We start from the raw sequence: 14,607 nt of genomic DNA, 5'->3' as shown, positions 1-14,607 counted from the left end.
CCTCAGAGCTTGATCTCGATGTCGACACCGGCCGGGAGGTCGAGTCGCATCAGAGAGTCAACGGTCTTGGGGGTCGGGTCGAGGATGTCGATCAGGCGCTTGTGCGTGCGCATCTCGAAGTGCTCGCGCGAGTCCTTGTACTTGTGCGGCGACTTGATGACGCAGTACACGTTCTTCTCAGTGGGCAGCGGCACCGGGCCCGCGACCGACGCACCAGTGCGGGTCACCGTCTCGACGATCTTCTTCGCCGAGGAGTCGATGACCTCGTGGTCGTAGGCCTTGAGCCGGATGCGGATCTTCTGTCCCGCCATGGCTACTCCGTAGTCCTGTCTCTCTTTACGCTCCGGAGCCCGGCGCGTTCCCCTCCTCCTCCGACCCACGCGGTCGGGCGTGTCGCGCTCCCGCTGACACAGATGTCCCTTGTTCGAACATCCCTGCGGGATTGACACGGCCTTACCAGAACCGTGGACCGGGGGCGGAAGGCCCACCGGGCGCCTGGCCGGCGCCGCACATACGCTTACCGGAAGATTCCCGTACTTCCACCCCTGATCAGGGGTGACGAGTACTGTGGGACTCGCTTCCGGCCCTCCCGGCGGGAGGCGCGCAGCATCAACGCTCGACCGAGCAACTCGGACAGTCTGCCACAGCGGGCGGTGCCCTGGCCAATCGGGCGGAAGAGAGTACCCCCCGAGTGACGCGGATCAAACAGGGCGGCGCCGGTCAGCTCCGTTTCGCGACCGTGAGGACGACCGCCGCGTCCTCCAGGGCGTGCAGGCCGTGACGGGCCGGGGGGATGGTGAGGAGGTCGCCGGTGCGGCCCTCCCATGCGGTGTCGCCGCTGGTGAGGCGGACGCGGCCGCGGAGCACCAGCAGGGTCGCCTCGCCCGGGCTGTCGTGCTCGGCGAGGTCCGTGCCGGCCGTCAGCGCGAGCAGGGTCTGGCGCAGGACGTGTTCGTGGCCCCCGTAGACGGTGGTGGCGCTGCGGCCGCTGGACGAGCCGGCGGCGAGCTCCAGGTGTTCGCGGGCGAGGGCGTCGAGCGAGAGCTTCTGCATGGCCTCCAGTGTTCCCGCGCGCGCCGGGGGGCCACCAGGGCCATGTGGGGCACACCGTGGTGTGCCCCACGTCCCCCGTACGGCTCTGCCGCGGTCCGGGCGCTCCGTGATACTGGCCCGGTGCCGTCCACACCGCCGCTCCCCGAGCCGGTCTCGCCCGACCCGCCGGAGCCGATCGCGCGTCCGCTGCTCACCCAGTCCTGGCTCGACCTGACGTTCGTGCACTGGGCGGTGGACCCGGCGGACGTGGCCGGGTTGCTGCCGCCGGGCACCCGGCCGGACACCCTCGACGGGGTCACCTACGTCGGTCTCGTCGCCTTCCGGATGCACCGGGTGGGCTGGCTGCGCCTGCCGGGGGTGCCGTACCTGGGGAACTTCCCGGAGACCAACGTGCGCCTGTACTCGGTGGACGCGCACGGGCGGCGCGGGGTCGTCTTCCTGTCCCTGGACGCCTCCCGGCTGATCCCGGTGGCGGTGGGCCGCCTCGGCTTCGGGATGCCGTACGTCTGGTCCCGGATGCGCGTGGAGCACCTGGACGGGGTCACGGTGAGGTACACGGGTTCCCGGAGGTGGCCGGGTCCGCGCGGGGCGGGCAGTCGGCTGACCGTGCGCCGGGGCGAGCCGGTCGGGGAGCCGACCGCGCTGGAGCACTTCCTCACCGCCCGCTGGGGCATGCACGGCGCGTTCTTCGGGCGGTCGATGTATCTGCCCAACGCCCATCCGCGCTGGGCGCTGCACCGGGCCGAGCTGGTGGAGTGCGAGGAGGACCTGATCACGGCGGCCGGCCTGCCGGCTCCGGCCGGGGAGCCGGTCAGCGTGCTGTACTCCCCCGGCGTCCCCGCCCGCTTCGGGAGGCCGGCCCGCCCGGCCGGCCTGCCCACACCGTGACGGCGTGGGCAGGCCGGACGCGGGTCCGCGACCCCCGGGCCGGTCAGGCGGTGCCGTTCAGCATCGCGGCCGTGAGGACGTGGCCGGCGACGCCCCAGCCGCCGTCGGGGATCTCGTCGACGAGGACGACGGTGGTGGGGCGGGCCCGTTCCCCGTAGATCTCGGCGTAGAGGTCGGTGGTGCGTTCGACGAGCTTCCTCTTGTCCTCGGCGGTGAGGGTGCCCGCGGGGACCTTGAACTGGGCGAAAGGCATGGGTGTCTCCTGTCGGTGGATGCCGGCGGGTTCGGTGTCGTGCGGTCGCGGCGTCGTCAGACCATGCCGCCGTTGGCGCGCAGGACCTGGCCGTTGACCCAGCGCCCGGCGGGGCCGGTGAGGAAGGCGACCACGGCGGCGATGTCGTCCGGCGTGCCCAGTCGCTCCAGCGGCGGCGTCATCGCCAGCCGGTCGATCTGCTCGGGGGTCTTGCCCGTGAGGAACATGTCCGTGGCCGTGGGACCGGGGGCCACGGTGTTCACCGTGACGTCCCGTCCGCGCAGTTCCCGCGCCAGGATGAGCGTCATCGCCTCCACGGCGCCCTTGCTCGCCGCGTACGCCCCGTACGCCGGGAACTGGGTGCCGACCACGGAGCTCGAGAACGCCACGAACGAACCCCCCGCGCGCAGCCGCCTGGCCGCCTGCTGGGCGACCACGAAGGCGCCCCGGATGTTGGTGCGGTGCACGGCGTCGAGCACCGCCAGGTCCAGGTCGGCGACGGGCGACAGCTCCATCCGTCCGGCCGCGTTGACGACCACGTCGACGCCTCCGTACTCCGCCTCCGCCCGGTCGAACAGGGCGGCGACCTCCTTCTCCTCCGCCACGTCGGCCGGTACGGCGACCGCCCGTCCGCCGGCCCCGCTGATCGCCGCCACCGTCTCCTGTGCCGAGGCCGCGTCGCGGGTGTAGTTCACGACGACGGCCAGGCCGTCCCCGGCGAGCCTGCGCGCGACCGCCCGGCCGATGCCGCGCGATCCGCCGGTGACGACGGCGACGCGTACGGATTCCGGTGCGGTGGTGTCCTGGTTCTGGTGCTGGTTCGAGGTCATGGCTCCACGGTGCGCCGGGGCCGACGGCGCATCCAGGGGATGTCGTCCCCTGGGTCGCCGGCCCGGCACCGCCCACAATGGACGCCATGAGCGCTGCGAAGTACACCGAGCTGGGGACGTTCCTGCGTTCGCGGCGGGAGCGCATCCGCCCGGCCGACGTCGGCCTTCCGGCCGGACCGAGGCGCCGGGTGCCGGGACTGCGCCGCGAGGAGGTGGCCCACCTCGCCGGGGCCTCGGTGGACTACTACAACGAACTGGAGCGCGGGGCCGGGTCCCAGCCGTCCGAGCAGATGATCGCCGCGCTGGCGAGGGCGCTGCGGCTGAGCGCCGACGAGCGTGACTACCTGTACCGCCTGGCGGACCGCCCGGTGCCCGTGCACGGTGGGGCCGCCTCGCACGTCCACCCCGGCATGCTGGACCTTCTCGGCCGTCTGACCTCGACACCGGCGCAGGTGATCACCGACCTGCACGTCACCCTCGTGCAGAATCCGCTCGCGGTGGCGCTGCTCGGGGACCAGTCCGGTTTCCGGGGCCCCCGGGCCAGCTTCGTCCACCGGTGGTTCACCGAGCCCGCGGCCCGGGAGCTGTATCCGGAGGCCGACCACGAGAGGCAGTCCCGTTCCTTCGTCGCGGATCTGCGGGCGGCCGCCGCGCGGCGGGACGCGAAGGACACCGAGGCCGGGTCGATGATCCGTACGCTGCTCGACGTCTCACCCGAGTTCGCCGCGCTGTGGGCCGCTCACGACGTGGCCGTCCGGCGGGACGACCGGAAACGGCTGATCCACCCCGTGCTCGGTCCCGTCGAGGTCAACTGTCTGCACCTGTTCAGCGAGGACGGGCGTCAGCGGCTGCTCTGGTTCGCCCCGGCCGTCGGCACGGACAGCGCGGGGCTGCTGGATCTGCTGACGGTGGTCGGGACGCAGGAGGTCGTCGAACCGTCGGGCTGACGACCTCCCCGGGCGCGACCGGCCCGTCGGAGACCGGCCGGCCCCGACGGGCGCGCCGGGACCGTCCGCGAACGCGCCGCCCATGACCGTACGGTGCCGGCGGCGCGGCCATCCGTGCGTCAGATGACGCCCTGCGCGAGCATCGCGTCCGCCACCCGCTCGAAGCCGGCGATGTTCGCGCCGGTCACGTAGTCGCCGGGGGCGCCGTAGCGCTCGGCGGTCTCGGCGCAGGTGGTGTGGATGTCGGTCATGATGCGAGCCAGCTCGTGCTCGACCTGGTCGGCCTTCCACGAGGTGCGCGACGCGTTCTGCGTCATCTCCAGCGCGCTGACGGCGACGCCGCCGGCGTTGGCCGCCTTGCCGGGGCCGAAGGCGACACCGGCCTGCTGGAGCAGGTCGACGGCCTCGGGCGTGGTGGGCATGTTCGCTCCCTCGGAGACCGCCTTCACGCCGTTGCGGATCAGGGCGGCGGCGTCGTCCGCGTTCAGCTCGTTCTGGGTGGCCGACGGCAGCGCGACGTCCGCCGGGACGTCCCACACCCGTCCGCCGGGCACGAACCGCGCGGAGGCGCCCCGGCGCTCGGCGTAGGTGCTCACCCGGCCGCGCTCGACCTCCTTGATCTGGCGCAGCAGCTCGACGTCGATGCCCTTGTCGTCGACGACGTAGCCGCTGGAGTCGGAGCAGGTGACGGGGTTGGCGCCGAGGGCGGCCAGCTTCTGGATGGTGTAGATCGCCACGTTGCCGGAGCCGGAGACGACCGCGGTCTGCCCCTCCAGGTCCTCGCCGCGGGCGCGCAGCATGGCCTCGGCGAACAGCACGTTGCCGTAGCCGGTCGCCTCCGGGCGGATCAGGGAGCCGCCCCAGCCGGCGCTCTTGCCGGTCAGGACGCCGCCCTCCCAGCGGTTGGTGATCCTCCGGTACTGGCCGAAGAGGTAGCCGATCTCGCGGGCGCCGACGCCGATGTCACCGGCGGGGATGTCGGTGTACTCGCCGATGTGCCGGTAGAGCTCGGTCATGAAGGACTGGCAGAAGCGCATGACCTCGGCGTCGCTGCGGCCCTGCGGGTCGAAGTCGCTGCCGCCCTTGCCGCCGCCGATGCCGAGGCCGGTGAGGGCGTTCTTGAAGATCTGCTCGAAGCCGAGGAACTTGATGATCCCGAGGTTCACCGAGGGGTGGAACCGCAGGCCGCCCTTGTACGGGCCGAGGGCGCTGTTGAACTCGATGCGGAAGCCGCGGTTCACGTGCACCTGACCGGCGTCGTCCTGCCACGGCACCCGGAACATGAGCTGCCGCTCCGGCTCGACGAGCCGCTCCACGAGACCGGGCACCGCGTACTCGGGGCGGGCGGTCAGTACCGGGGCGAGCGTCTCCAGCACCTCACGCGCGGCCTGGTGGAACTCGGGCTCCGCCGGGTTGCGGCGCTCCACTTCGGCACGGAGCTGGTCGAGCTGGATCTTGGGGGCGGGGCGTGAGGTCACGGGGTCCCTTTCTGGCACGGCGAACACCGGTACGGGTACCGGTGGTGGGCGCTCGGCGCCGTTGCCGACCGCGGGACAGGGGCCGCCCGGTTCGTATACGACAGGACGGCCGACCCTCCCAGTGTTACTCGCGTGTTAATGCGATACCAAGAGGCGGGCTGGAATGTCCGCTATCTGGACACGCCGTACGCAGTCCGGATGCGCGACCGGACTTCCTGGTGACCAGCAGGAGCGGGAGCGTGTCGTGGACGCGTCAGCGTTCCGACGCGTACGTCACAAAGCTCACCCACGCGTCCGGCCCGAGCGCGAGCCGAGGGCCTGCCACGTTCTTGGAGTCGCGGACGTGGACCGCATACGGCATGGTCGCGACCTCAACGCACTCGTTGCTGTTGCTGCTGTCGCTGTAGCTGCTCTTGACCCACCGTAGCTCCGAGCCATCCCCAGCAGGCGTTTCGTGGATCATGTCTCTCCCAGCACTTGCTCGATGAAAGCCAGCGACTCCCCAGGCGAGAGAGCCTGAGCCCGGATGATGCCACACCGCAGTTCCATGATCCGAAGATGCTTCAACTCCGAGACGGGGCGGCTGCCGAAGTCCCCCTCGGCTCGCCCAACAGCCGTGCCGTCGGAGAACTTGAGCACCTGGATCTCGCCTCCCATGCCAGCGTGGACCGCACGGTCGATCGGCATCACCTGGATCTCGACGCTCCGCATCTGACCGAGCTCCAGAAGATGCTCCAACTGGCGGCGCAACACCATTTTGCCCCCGAGTGGCCGCCTGAGCGTCGCCTCTTCCTGGACAAAGCACAGCTCCGGTGCGGGATCCCGCTCAAAGATCGCCTTACGGGCCATACGTGCCCCCACCAGGCGCTCCACCTGATCCTGCGAGTGCGCCGGCCGTCGCATCTCGAACAGCGCCCGCATGTACTCCTCTGTCTGCAACAAGCCATGAAGGTTGTGGGTGCCGTACGCGGTCAGCTCGACAGCCTGCGCCTCCACACGGGCCAAGTCCCGGACCTTCCTCGGGTACCGGACCCTCTTCACGTCCTCCCAAGCCGCCGAGAGCAGTCCACCCGCCCCCAACACCTCGTCGGCCCTGTCCAGATACTCCCGCTGCGGGATCCGCTTCCCGCCCTCGACCTTGTAGACAAGGTCCTCCCCGTACCCGATCGCCGCCCCGAACTGGCCGACCCGCATCCCCGCCGCCTCGCGCCGCAGCTTCAACTGCCGCCCCACCGTGGTGATGACGGCGACGCCCCACTCGTCGTCCGGGTCCACCTCCCACCCCGGCTCGTCCGCCTCACCCTTGAGCCGTACCGCCTCACCGTCCACCGCCGTCATGCCGCACCCCTCCGTCGTCCCGCGCCGTACCGCGGCGCCCTACCCGTACCAACGACCCCGGTAGCCCGGACAGCACCGGACAACCAGCGGACAGTCACCACACATAGGGAGATCCGCCACAACTCACGTTAGATCGCGATATGAACCCCAGGACGAGCCGAACGCTCGATTCACACGTTCGAGCGACCACGCTCCGCCCTCGGTCAGCGCGCCACTACCTCCGTTCCCCCGTACCTCAAGGAACCGGTGAACCCGCGGGTAAGGCGGGACGCCCACGGCCGCCCATGCGCCTGGAGCGTCGTTCTGCCGCGCCGAAGCGCGGACGATCTCCCCGCTGCACGCGGCGAACGCCTCCCCGACCGACAACCGCCCTCCCCCGACGCCGAGTCGGGCCGCGGCCTCCTTCTCGTGGACGCGCTCGCGGACCGCTGGGGCGTGCCCGAGGACCGCTTCCCGCGCAAGACCGTCTGGGCCGAACTACGCCTCGCTCAACCGGAACCCGGGAAGTGAAGCTCCGGTGCCGTCGGCGCCTTCCCTGGCAAGAACTCGGGGAGAAAGAACCCCACCAAGCCCCACCCCTCCCGCCCGAGGCAGCTGATCACTCGGGCGGGTGAACATCACCGGCTCAGCTGGATTTCCGACCCCCCGGCACCCCTACGCTCAGCGCACACCACCCGAAAAAGACTTCGGCCCCCGCTGGGATTGCCGTCCCGGTGCGAGGGCCTGACCACCAAGGAAGCAAGGACCTTCCCGATGGATACCCAAAACCCTAGCGCGCCCCCACGCGCCCAGTCAGCAGACGCCGGCAATCCGCCCGGATCGCGTCACCGCACCGGCGGCGTCATCCACGAGAACACCCGCCACACCACCCGCTTCGTGGTGATCGGCAACCACCTCACCCAGCACAGGGAACTGTCCCTGCTGGCGATCGGCCTCGGCTGCCACATCCAGTCGCTCCCCACCGGCACCCCCGTGGACATCAAGAGCCTGGCCACCCGCTTCACAGAGGGCACCAAACGCATCAGCGACGCCCTCCGGGAGCTGGAGGCTCACGGCTACCTGCGCCGCGAACGCGTCCGCACCCCCGCCGGCCGCATCGTCACCCGCACGATCTCCTGCAACCAGCCGGGCCACCGGCGGCAGGCAGCCGACACCGGCTGCCCCGCCCCGCAGCCCCGGCCGGTACCGGAGCGCACGCCCCACCCGCGCCTCCCCCGCCCCCGCAAGGCCCTCCCTGCCGTCCCTCAGCCCGCCTGCACCGCCCCCGCGCTCCTCCAGCAGGCCACCGACCTCCTGGCCGGCCTGCGCCGCCACGACCCCCGCCTCCTCCTCTCCGCCACCGACACCGAACACCTCACCCCCGGAGTCGCCGCCTGGCTGGAACGCGAGGCCGCCCCCACCGCCGTACGCCACGCCCTCACCACCGACCTCCCCGACGAACCCCTCCGCCGTCCCGCCGCCCTTCTCGCCCATCGCCTGGCCGCACAACTCCCACCCCTGCCGCCGTACCGAACCCCGGCCGGTCCCCCACCACCGACCCGCCACCCCCTGCGCAACTGCGACGGCTGCGACCACGCCTTCCGCGCCCCCGAAACCGAAACACACTGCCGCACCTGCCGCACCGCCACTTCGCCCCTTCACTGAGCGGAGGAAGGACACCCGCCAAGTGTTCGGCTGCGGACCGGCACACCGCCCTGCTGGGCGGCGCCCATGTGACCGACCGTGGGCTGCCGGACAGCATTGAGGTGGGCGTGGTACTCCCTGGGGCCTGGATATCGTGGCGTCCCACGGCACCTTCGCCGGCCAACGCCCGTGTGTGACAAGGGGATTCAGGGTGGAACAGCAGAACGCCGCCGGGGACGCCAGTCCCCTGCGGATCGACACCAGCAAGCCGCATCCCGCGCGGATGTACGACTGGTTCCTCGGCGGCAAGGACAACTATCCGGTGGACGAGGAGCTGGGCCGGCAGCTCGTGGGGTTCGCGCCGGTCATTCCGGTCATGGCGCGGATGAACCGGGCCTTCATGCACCGGGCCACCCGCTGGGTCGCGGGCCAGGGAGTGCGCCAGTTCCTGGACATCGGGACGGGCATCCCGACGGAGCCGAACCTGCACCAGGTGGCGCAGGGCGTCACCCCTGATGCCCGGGTCGTGTACTGCGACAACGATCCGATCGTCCTCGTGCACGCCGAGGCGCTGCTGCGGGGGACCCCCGAAGGGGTGGTCGACTATGTGCAGGCGGACGCCCGCGACACCGCCGCCATCATCGAGCAGGCCCGCAAGACGCTCGACTTCGAGCGGCCCGTCGCGCTGTCGCTGATCGCGCTGCTGCACTTCATCAGCGACGAGGACGGGGCGTACGAGCTGGTGGAGCGGCTCAAGGAGGAACTGGCGCCGGGCAGTTACCTGGTCATGTCGCACCTCACGCCCGACTTCCACCCGGAGGAGGCGTCCAGGAAGGTCGTCGACCTCTACCGGGCGGGCGGGCTCACCATGGACATGCGCAGCCGGGAGCGGTTCGCCCGGTTCTTCGAGGGTCTCGAGGTCGTCGACCCCGGGATGGTGGCCGCGGAGGCGTGGCATCCCGAGCTGGGTGAACCGGTGCCGGGCCAGGAGGGCGTCCTCAGCGGCGCCTATGTGGCGGTGGCCCGCAAGGCCTGAGCGCGTGCGGAGTGAGCCGACGGGGCCACCCCCCTCAGGGGCGGCCCCGTCCTGCCTGCTCAGCCCTTCCCGTGCCCGTGCCCGTGGTGCTTCCCGCGCTTCTTGCAGTCGTCCTCCCGCGCCGCTTCCCTCAGCGTGTCCCGCAGGGCGTGGAAGGCGGGCTTGCGCTCGTACGTGTCGGTCATGACGGTGGCGTAGCCCTCGCCCTCGAAGAACACCGGGACCCACGAGTACTTGTCGGTGAAGCCCCAGATGGTGAACGAGTTGCAGCCGTCGACGGCCAGGCACGCCTGGAGCGTCCGCTGGTAGTAGTCGGCCTGCTTGCGCTTCTGCTCCGCGGTGGGCTCGCCGCTCTCCGGCAGGTCCATGCGCACGTCGAGTTCGGTGACGGCGGTCTCCAGGCCGAGCGCGTCGAACCGGCTCAGGTTGTCCTCCAGGTCACCCGGGAAGCCGTAGCGCGTGCTCAGGTGACCCTGTACGGAGAAGCCGTCGACGGGGACGCCCTGCCGGAGCAGGTCCTGGACGAGGGTGTAGTAGGCGTCGCTCTTGGCGTTGACCCCCTCGACGTTGTAGTCGTTGAAGAAGAGCTTCGCCTTCGGGTCGGCCTTGTGGGCCCAGCGGAACGCGTCGGCGACGACGCCCGGCCCCAGTTCGCGGATCCAGATGTTGTCCTGGGTGCGCAGGTTGCCCTGGTCGTCGAAGATCTCGTTCGCGACGTCCCACTGCTGGATCTTTCCGGCGTAGCGGCCGACGACGGTGGTGATGTGTTCGCGCAGGATGGCGCGCAGCTCCGCCTTGGAGAAGTCGCCCTGCTCCAGCCACGCGGGGTTCTGGCTGTGCCACAGCAGGGTGTGCCCGCGTACGACCTGCTTGTTGTGCCGGGCGAAGTCGACGATCGCGTCGGCCTGCCGGAAGTCGTAGCGGTCCCGCTCGGGGTGGATGTGGTCCCACTTCATCTGGTTCTCGGGGGAGACCGAACTGAACTGGCGGCCCAGGACCTTCCGGTACTCCTTGTCGTACGTGAAGGGGTCCGGGTAGTCCTGCTCCAGGTGGTGGCCGCCGCCGGCGACGGCGGAGCCCACGACGAAGCCGTCGGGGGCGGCCTCGCGCAGCCGGTCGTGCTGGGCGTGGGAGTGCGGCGCGCCCTTCCGGTCGGCCGATGGGCCGGCGGCGGCCGAGCCCGTCACGAGGGGCAGCGTCAGGGCGGCGGTGGCGAGGGCCACCGTGGCGAAACGAATGGATCTCATGCGGGGAGTCTCATTCCCATCGTCGGTCTCGAATGTTTCGAACACTATCTCGAAACATTAGGGATGGGCGGACGCTACGGTTCGGCCGGGCGGCCCGTCAATACCCGTGCACGGGTCGGACGTTCCCGGCGGCGGCCGGCTCCCCCTCGGCCGCCGCCGGGCCCTCCCGGCGGCGCTTAGACCGAAGGGCGGATCAGTTCGGCGGCGGCCCACCGTGCGACGCCCTCGGGGTACGGCGCCGGCAGGCCGAGGACGACGTGCCGGAAACCGGCGTCGAGCGCCTCGCCGATCGCCTCCCGCGTGACACCGGGCCGGCCGGTGTCGACGGGCAGGTGGATCGAGCGGACGATCGATTCGGGATCGCGGCCGATCTCCGCGCAGTAGCGGTCCAGCAGGGCGCCGCGGCGGGCCACGTCGTCCCTGTCGCCGCCGGGGATGTTCCAGAGGTCCGCGTGTTCCGCGACCACCCGGAGCGTCGCCGAGGAGCGTCCGCCGATGAGGATCGGCGGGTGGGGACGCTGCACGGGCTTGGGGTTGCCGAACGCCCCGGTGAGGTGGTGGTGGGTGCCGTGGAAGTCGAAGGGCTCCTCCTCGGTCCACAGCCGCCGGATCAGCGCGCAGGCCTCGGCGAGGCTCTCCACGGCCTGCGCGGGGGGCTGGAAGGGCAGGCCGTGCGCCGGGTACTCGCGCCGGGCCGCGGGCGGGTCCGGGCGGGAGCCGACGCCGATGCCGAAGTCGAGCCGTCCGCCGGAGACGACGTCGACGGTGGTGGCGATCTTGGCGAGCAGCGCGGGCGGCCGGAACCGGTTGCTGGTGACCATCACACCCAGCCGCAGCCGCCGGGTGCGCGCCGCGAGGGCGGAGAGCAGGGTCCAGCCCTCGAAGGCCGGGCCCCACGGGTCGCCGTGGATGGGCATGAGGTGGTCGAAGAGCCAGGCGTGCTCGATCTCCGGGACGGTGTCGGCCTCGCGCCAGACACGCAGGATGTCGTCGTAGCCGACCTGCGTCGGCGCGGTCATGATCCCGAAACGGGGCCGGGGTGCGGGGCACATGGGCGGGCGGCCTCCGGGCGGTCAGCGGCGACGGCGCAGTGACGCGTCGAGCAGCGCGGGCGGCGTGTCGAACTTCTCGTGCGGGGCCAGGTCGACACCCGGAGCGACGATCTCGTCGATCGCGTCGAGCACGTCGGCGGAGAGCACGGTGTCGGCGGCGGCGAGCTGCGTCCGCAGATGGTCCTGCGTGCGCGGCCCGATGAGCGCGCTGGTCACGGCGGGATGCGCGGTCACGAAGCCCAGCGCCAGCTGGATCATGGTCAGTCCGGCCCCGTCGGCGACCGCGGCCAGCCGCTCGACGGCGTCGAGCCGGGCACGGTTCGCCGGGAGGGAGAGGTCGAAGCGGTCCGGCAGGACCTTGGAGCGGCTGGTGGCGATGTCCCGGCCGGCGCGGACCGCGCCCGACAGCCAGCCCGAGGCCAGCGGGCTCCAGGCCAGCACGCCGAGCCCGTACTCCTCGGTGACGGGCAGGACGTGGGCCTCGATCCCGCGTTGCAGGATCGAGTAGCTGGGCTGCTCGGTGACGTACCGGCCGAGGCGCAGGTCGCGTGCGGCCCACTGTGCCTGCACGATCCGGTACGCGGGGAAGGTGGAGGAGCCGAAGTAGCGGATCTTGCCCGCGCGCTGCAGGTCGGTCAGCGCCGAGAGGGTCTCCTCGTCGCCGGTCTCCGGGTCCCAGCGGTGCATCTGGTAGAGGTCGACGTGGTCCACGCCGAGCCGGCGCAGGCTGTCCTCCAGCGCGGTGACGAGCCAGCGGCGCGAGCCGCCCTTGTGGTTGCGCTCCTCCCCCATCGGCATCGTCGCCTTCGTGGCCAGCACGATGTCCTCGCGGCGGCCCGCGATGGCCTTGCCGACCATCTCCTCCGACTCGCCGCCGCTGTACCGGTCGGCGGTGTCGATGAGGTTGACGCCGGCCTCCAGGGCCGCGTCGACGAGGGCGGTGGCCTCGTCCTGGGTGGTGCGTCCGATGGCACCGAAGTTCATCGCGCCGAGCGCGAGCGTGCTGACCTGTACGCCGGTCCGGCCCAGGGTGCGGTACTGCATGGCCGTGTCTCCTCACGAGGGAAGCGAACCGAAACGGAACGTCGTTCCGGTACGTTTGACGATACGGAACACTGTTCCGCTTTGGCAAGGGCGAGCGCCCCCGAACCGGCGAGGACATGCGTGAGACCATGCGGGAGCACGCCCGCGGCGGAGGGAACGGACGAGGTGGACCAGAGCGACCAGGCCGGCGGCACGGACAGCGGCTCCGCCGCCCCGTCACGGCGCAAGGACGCCCGGCGCAACAAGGAGTCGCTGCTCGAAGCGGCCGCCGCGGTCTTCGTCACCTCGGGCGTCGACGCCCCGGTGCGCGACATCGCCACCCGGGCCGGCGTCGGCCTCGGCACCCTCTACCGCCACTTCCCGACCCGGGCGGACCTGATCATCGGCGTCTACCGGCACCAGGTCGACGCCTGCGCCGAGGCCGGCCCCGCCCTGCTGGCCGCCGCCCCGACCCCGCACGCCGCCCTACGGCAGTGGATCGACCTCTTCGTCGACTTCCTGGTCACCAAGCACGGCCTCGCCGCCGTCCTGCGCTCCGACCAGGCGGGTTTCACCGCCCTGCACGACTACTTCCTCGACCGGCTCGTCCCGGTCTGCGCCGAGCTCCTCGACGCCGCGGTCACCGCCGGGGAGATCCGCGCCGACATCGACGCCCTCACCCTGATGCGCGGCGTGGGCAACCTCTGCATCGGCGCCGAGAGCGACCCGGACTACGACGCCCGCCGTCTCACCCACGTCCTCGTCGACGGCCTGCACCGGCCACACTGACGGACCCGCCCCGCGCACCAGGTCCGTACCAACCCCTTGCCCCCGCCCCTCCCACCCCGCAAGCTCCCCTCATGGAGCTGGAGTTGCGGCATCTGAGGGCGATCCGCGCGATCGCGGACGCGGGCAGTCTCACCCGGGCGGCGACCGACCTGGGGCTCGCCCAGCCCGCGCTGAGCGCCCAGCTCAAGCGGATCGAACGCGCCCTGGGCGGCGCCCTGTTCGAGCGTGGACGGCACGGCGTGCGGGCCACCGCGCTGGGTGAACTCGTGCTGGAACGCAGCCGGATCGTGCTGCCGGCGGTGACCGAGCTGCAACAGGAGGCGGCCCGCTTCGCCCGGACGCCCCGCGCGACGGCGTGCTTCCGGCTCGGCGGCACCCACGGCCCCCTGCTCGGGGCGGTGGTGGACCGGCTGGCCGAGGTGACCCCCGACGCCCGGGTGACGACCTGCGCCTCCTGGTCCGAGCGGGAACTGGCCACCCTGCTGACCGAGGGCCGGCTGGACTTCGCCCTCACGGGGACCTGCGGTTCGGCCGCGCCGCCCGGGGCGGAGGGCCTGGTCTGGCAGGAGGTGGCGACCGACCCGGTGTTCGTCATGATGCCGGAGGGGCACGCGCTCGCCCGGCCCGGCGAGGTGGACCTGGGCGCCTGCGCCGGCGAGCAGTGGGCCTGCGTCCCGGGCGACGGCTGCTTCGGCGACTGCTTCACCGCGGCCTGCGCCCGCGCCGGCTTCACCCCGCACCGCATGTACGAGACGGACACCTCCTCCCTGGTCCACCTGGTGCAGGTCGGCCGGGCGGTCGGGCTGTGCCGGGCCACCTTCCCGGACACACCGGGGATCGTCACCCGGCCGCTCACCGGGACCCCGCTGACCTGGCGGCACCTGCTCGGCTGGCACCGCCGGACGCAACGGGCGGAGACCGCGGTCACCGTGCTCCAGCAGGCCCGGCTGGCCCACGCCGACGTGGCGGCACGCAGCGACGGCTACACGCGCTGGCGCGCCGCCCAGGCCGTTCCATAACGCCGGGGAGGGGGCCGGACGACGGCTTACG

Annotated in this window: 16 protein-coding genes and 1 pseudogene; 7 read left to right on the top strand and 10 right to left on the bottom strand. The window is 71.8% G+C overall.

Annotated features, from left to right (window positions below; genetic code table 11):
* Nucleotides 1-2: 2 nt before the first annotated feature.
* On the bottom strand, nt 3-311 hold the full coding sequence (rpsJ, locus tag IE172_RS18730) for a 30S ribosomal protein S10 (RefSeq protein ID WP_003948644.1): 309 nt from the start codon (nt 309-311) through the stop codon (nt 3-5).
* Between the two features lie 409 nt (nt 312-720).
* On the bottom strand, nt 721-1,053 hold the full coding sequence (locus IE172_RS18725) for a cupin domain-containing protein (protein ID WP_190098384.1): 333 nt from the start codon (nt 1,051-1,053) through the stop codon (nt 721-723).
* A 120-nt stretch (nt 1,054-1,173) separates the two neighbouring features.
* Between IE172_RS18725 and IE172_RS18720 the strand changes: the two genes are divergently transcribed.
* Nucleotides 1,174-1,941, top strand: coding sequence for a YqjF family protein (locus IE172_RS18720; RefSeq protein ID WP_190098383.1), 768 nt, complete (start codon nt 1,174-1,176; stop codon nt 1,939-1,941).
* A 43-nt stretch (nt 1,942-1,984) separates the two neighbouring features.
* On the opposite strand, the gene IE172_RS18715 is transcribed toward IE172_RS18720, so the two are convergent.
* The gene (locus tag IE172_RS18715; protein ID WP_190098382.1) at nt 1,985-2,194 is read right to left on the bottom strand and encodes a 4-oxalocrotonate tautomerase family protein; all 210 of its coding nucleotides are present in this window, start codon (nt 2,192-2,194) and stop codon (nt 1,985-1,987) included.
* Between the two features lie 56 nt (nt 2,195-2,250).
* On the bottom strand, nt 2,251-3,024 hold the full coding sequence (locus IE172_RS18710) for an SDR family oxidoreductase (RefSeq protein ID WP_190098381.1): 774 nt from the start codon (nt 3,022-3,024) through the stop codon (nt 2,251-2,253).
* Between the two features lie 77 nt (nt 3,025-3,101).
* On the opposite strand from IE172_RS18710, the gene IE172_RS18705 reads away from it, so the two are divergent.
* The gene (locus tag IE172_RS18705) at nt 3,102-3,971 is read left to right on the top strand and encodes a helix-turn-helix transcriptional regulator (RefSeq protein WP_190098380.1); all 870 of its coding nucleotides are present in this window, start codon (nt 3,102-3,104) and stop codon (nt 3,969-3,971) included.
* A 119-nt stretch (nt 3,972-4,090) separates the two neighbouring features.
* Here the strand turns inward: IE172_RS18705 and gdhA are convergent, their stop codons facing one another.
* The 3 genes from gdhA to IE172_RS18690 all read right to left on the bottom strand — a co-directional run bounded on the left by gdhA (nt 4,091) and on the right by IE172_RS18690 (nt 6,787).
* Nucleotides 4,091-5,449 carry an NADP-specific glutamate dehydrogenase gene (gdhA, locus tag IE172_RS18700; RefSeq protein WP_190098379.1) on the bottom strand — a complete coding sequence of 453 codons (1,359 nt, stop codon included), beginning with the start codon at nt 5,447-5,449 and terminating at the stop codon, nt 4,091-4,093.
* Nucleotides 5,450-5,702: 253 nt separating this feature from the next.
* On the bottom strand, nt 5,703-5,912 hold the full coding sequence (locus IE172_RS18695; protein ID WP_190098378.1) for a DUF397 domain-containing protein: 210 nt from the start codon (nt 5,910-5,912) through the stop codon (nt 5,703-5,705).
* Entirely contained in the window at nt 5,909-6,787 is an 879-nt protein-coding gene (locus IE172_RS18690; RefSeq protein ID WP_190098377.1) for a helix-turn-helix domain-containing protein, read from the bottom strand. Before IE172_RS18690 ends, IE172_RS18695 begins: the two co-directional genes overlap by 4 nt.
* Before the next feature lie 339 nt (nt 6,788-7,126).
* Between IE172_RS18690 and IE172_RS34595 the strand changes: the two are divergent.
* The 3 genes and pseudogenes from IE172_RS34595 to IE172_RS18680 form a co-directional block, all read left to right on the top strand.
* A pseudogene (locus IE172_RS34595) lies at nt 7,127-7,297 on the top strand (ATP-binding protein); the annotation flags it as partial.
* A gap of 243 nt (nt 7,298-7,540) precedes the next feature.
* The gene (locus IE172_RS18685) at nt 7,541-8,431 is read left to right on the top strand and encodes a helix-turn-helix domain-containing protein (RefSeq protein ID WP_190098376.1); all 891 of its coding nucleotides are present in this window, start codon (nt 7,541-7,543) and stop codon (nt 8,429-8,431) included.
* Nucleotides 8,432-8,693: 262 nt separating this feature from the next.
* The gene (locus tag IE172_RS18680) at nt 8,694-9,446 is read left to right on the top strand and encodes an SAM-dependent methyltransferase (RefSeq protein ID WP_431994121.1); all 753 of its coding nucleotides are present in this window, start codon (nt 8,694-8,696) and stop codon (nt 9,444-9,446) included.
* A 59-nt stretch (nt 9,447-9,505) separates the two neighbouring features.
* On the opposite strand, the gene IE172_RS18675 is transcribed toward IE172_RS18680, so the two are convergent.
* The 3 genes from IE172_RS18675 to IE172_RS18665 form a co-directional block, all read right to left on the bottom strand.
* Nucleotides 9,506-10,693: an endo-1,4-beta-xylanase gene (locus IE172_RS18675; RefSeq protein WP_190098374.1), complete on the bottom strand. Its 1,188-nt coding sequence runs from the start codon at nt 10,691-10,693 to the stop codon at nt 9,506-9,508.
* A 176-nt stretch (nt 10,694-10,869) separates the two neighbouring features.
* Entirely contained in the window at nt 10,870-11,745 is an 876-nt protein-coding gene (locus IE172_RS18670) for an LLM class flavin-dependent oxidoreductase (RefSeq protein ID WP_190098373.1), read from the bottom strand.
* Nucleotides 11,746-11,766: 21 nt separating this feature from the next.
* Complete coding sequence (locus IE172_RS18665; protein ID WP_190098372.1) at nt 11,767-12,789, bottom strand: aldo/keto reductase; 1,023 nt, start codon at nt 12,787-12,789, stop codon at nt 11,767-11,769.
* A 165-nt stretch (nt 12,790-12,954) separates the two neighbouring features.
* On the opposite strand from IE172_RS18665, the gene IE172_RS18660 reads away from it, so the two are divergent.
* Together IE172_RS18660 and IE172_RS18655 are read left to right on the top strand one after the other, a co-directional pair.
* A complete protein-coding gene (locus IE172_RS18660; protein WP_190098371.1) occupies nt 12,955-13,557 on the top strand; it encodes a TetR/AcrR family transcriptional regulator in 603 nt (200 codons plus the stop codon).
* Between the two features lie 71 nt (nt 13,558-13,628).
* Nucleotides 13,629-14,576: a LysR family transcriptional regulator gene (locus IE172_RS18655; RefSeq protein ID WP_190098370.1), complete on the top strand. Its 948-nt coding sequence runs from the start codon at nt 13,629-13,631 to the stop codon at nt 14,574-14,576.
* Nucleotides 14,577-14,607: the final 31 nt, after the last annotated feature.

It is taken from the genome of Streptomyces griseoflavus, from assembly GCF_014649995.1.
Lineage (GTDB): Bacteria > Actinomycetota > Actinomycetes > Streptomycetales > Streptomycetaceae > Streptomyces > Streptomyces griseoflavus.
This window is presented reverse-complemented; position numbering and strand designations above follow the sequence as displayed.

Bases quoted from the DNA above. Each gene is read 5' to 3' on its own strand.
- IE172_RS18675 (WP_190098374.1), bottom strand. From the start codon at position 10,693: ATGAGATCCATTCGTTTCGCCACGGTGGCCCTCGCCACCGCCGCCCTG.
- IE172_RS18690 (WP_190098377.1), bottom strand. From the start codon at position 6,787: ATGACGGCGGTGGACGGTGAGGCGGTACGGCTCAAGGGTGAGGCGGAC.
- rpsJ (WP_003948644.1), bottom strand. From the start codon at position 311: ATGGCGGGACAGAAGATCCGCATCCGGCTCAAGGCCTACGACCACGAG.
- IE172_RS18705 (WP_190098380.1), top strand. From the start codon at position 3,102: ATGGACGCCATGAGCGCTGCGAAGTACACCGAGCTGGGGACGTTCCTG.
- IE172_RS18655 (WP_190098370.1), top strand. From the start codon at position 13,629: ATGGAGCTGGAGTTGCGGCATCTGAGGGCGATCCGCGCGATCGCGGAC.
- IE172_RS18695 (WP_190098378.1), bottom strand. From the start codon at position 5,912: ATGATCCACGAAACGCCTGCTGGGGATGGCTCGGAGCTACGGTGGGTC.
- IE172_RS18715 (WP_190098382.1), bottom strand. From the start codon at position 2,194: ATGCCTTTCGCCCAGTTCAAGGTCCCCGCGGGCACCCTCACCGCCGAG.
- IE172_RS18680 (WP_431994121.1), top strand. From the start codon at position 8,694: ATGTACGACTGGTTCCTCGGCGGCAAGGACAACTATCCGGTGGACGAG.
- IE172_RS18725 (WP_190098384.1), bottom strand. From the start codon at position 1,053: ATGCAGAAGCTCTCGCTCGACGCCCTCGCCCGCGAACACCTGGAGCTC.
- IE172_RS18685 (WP_190098376.1), top strand. From the start codon at position 7,541: ATGGATACCCAAAACCCTAGCGCGCCCCCACGCGCCCAGTCAGCAGAC.
- IE172_RS18670 (WP_190098373.1), bottom strand. From the start codon at position 11,745: ATGTGCCCCGCACCCCGGCCCCGTTTCGGGATCATGACCGCGCCGACG.
- IE172_RS18710 (WP_190098381.1), bottom strand. From the start codon at position 3,024: ATGACCTCGAACCAGCACCAGAACCAGGACACCACCGCACCGGAATCC.
- IE172_RS18665 (WP_190098372.1), bottom strand. From the start codon at position 12,789: ATGCAGTACCGCACCCTGGGCCGGACCGGCGTACAGGTCAGCACGCTC.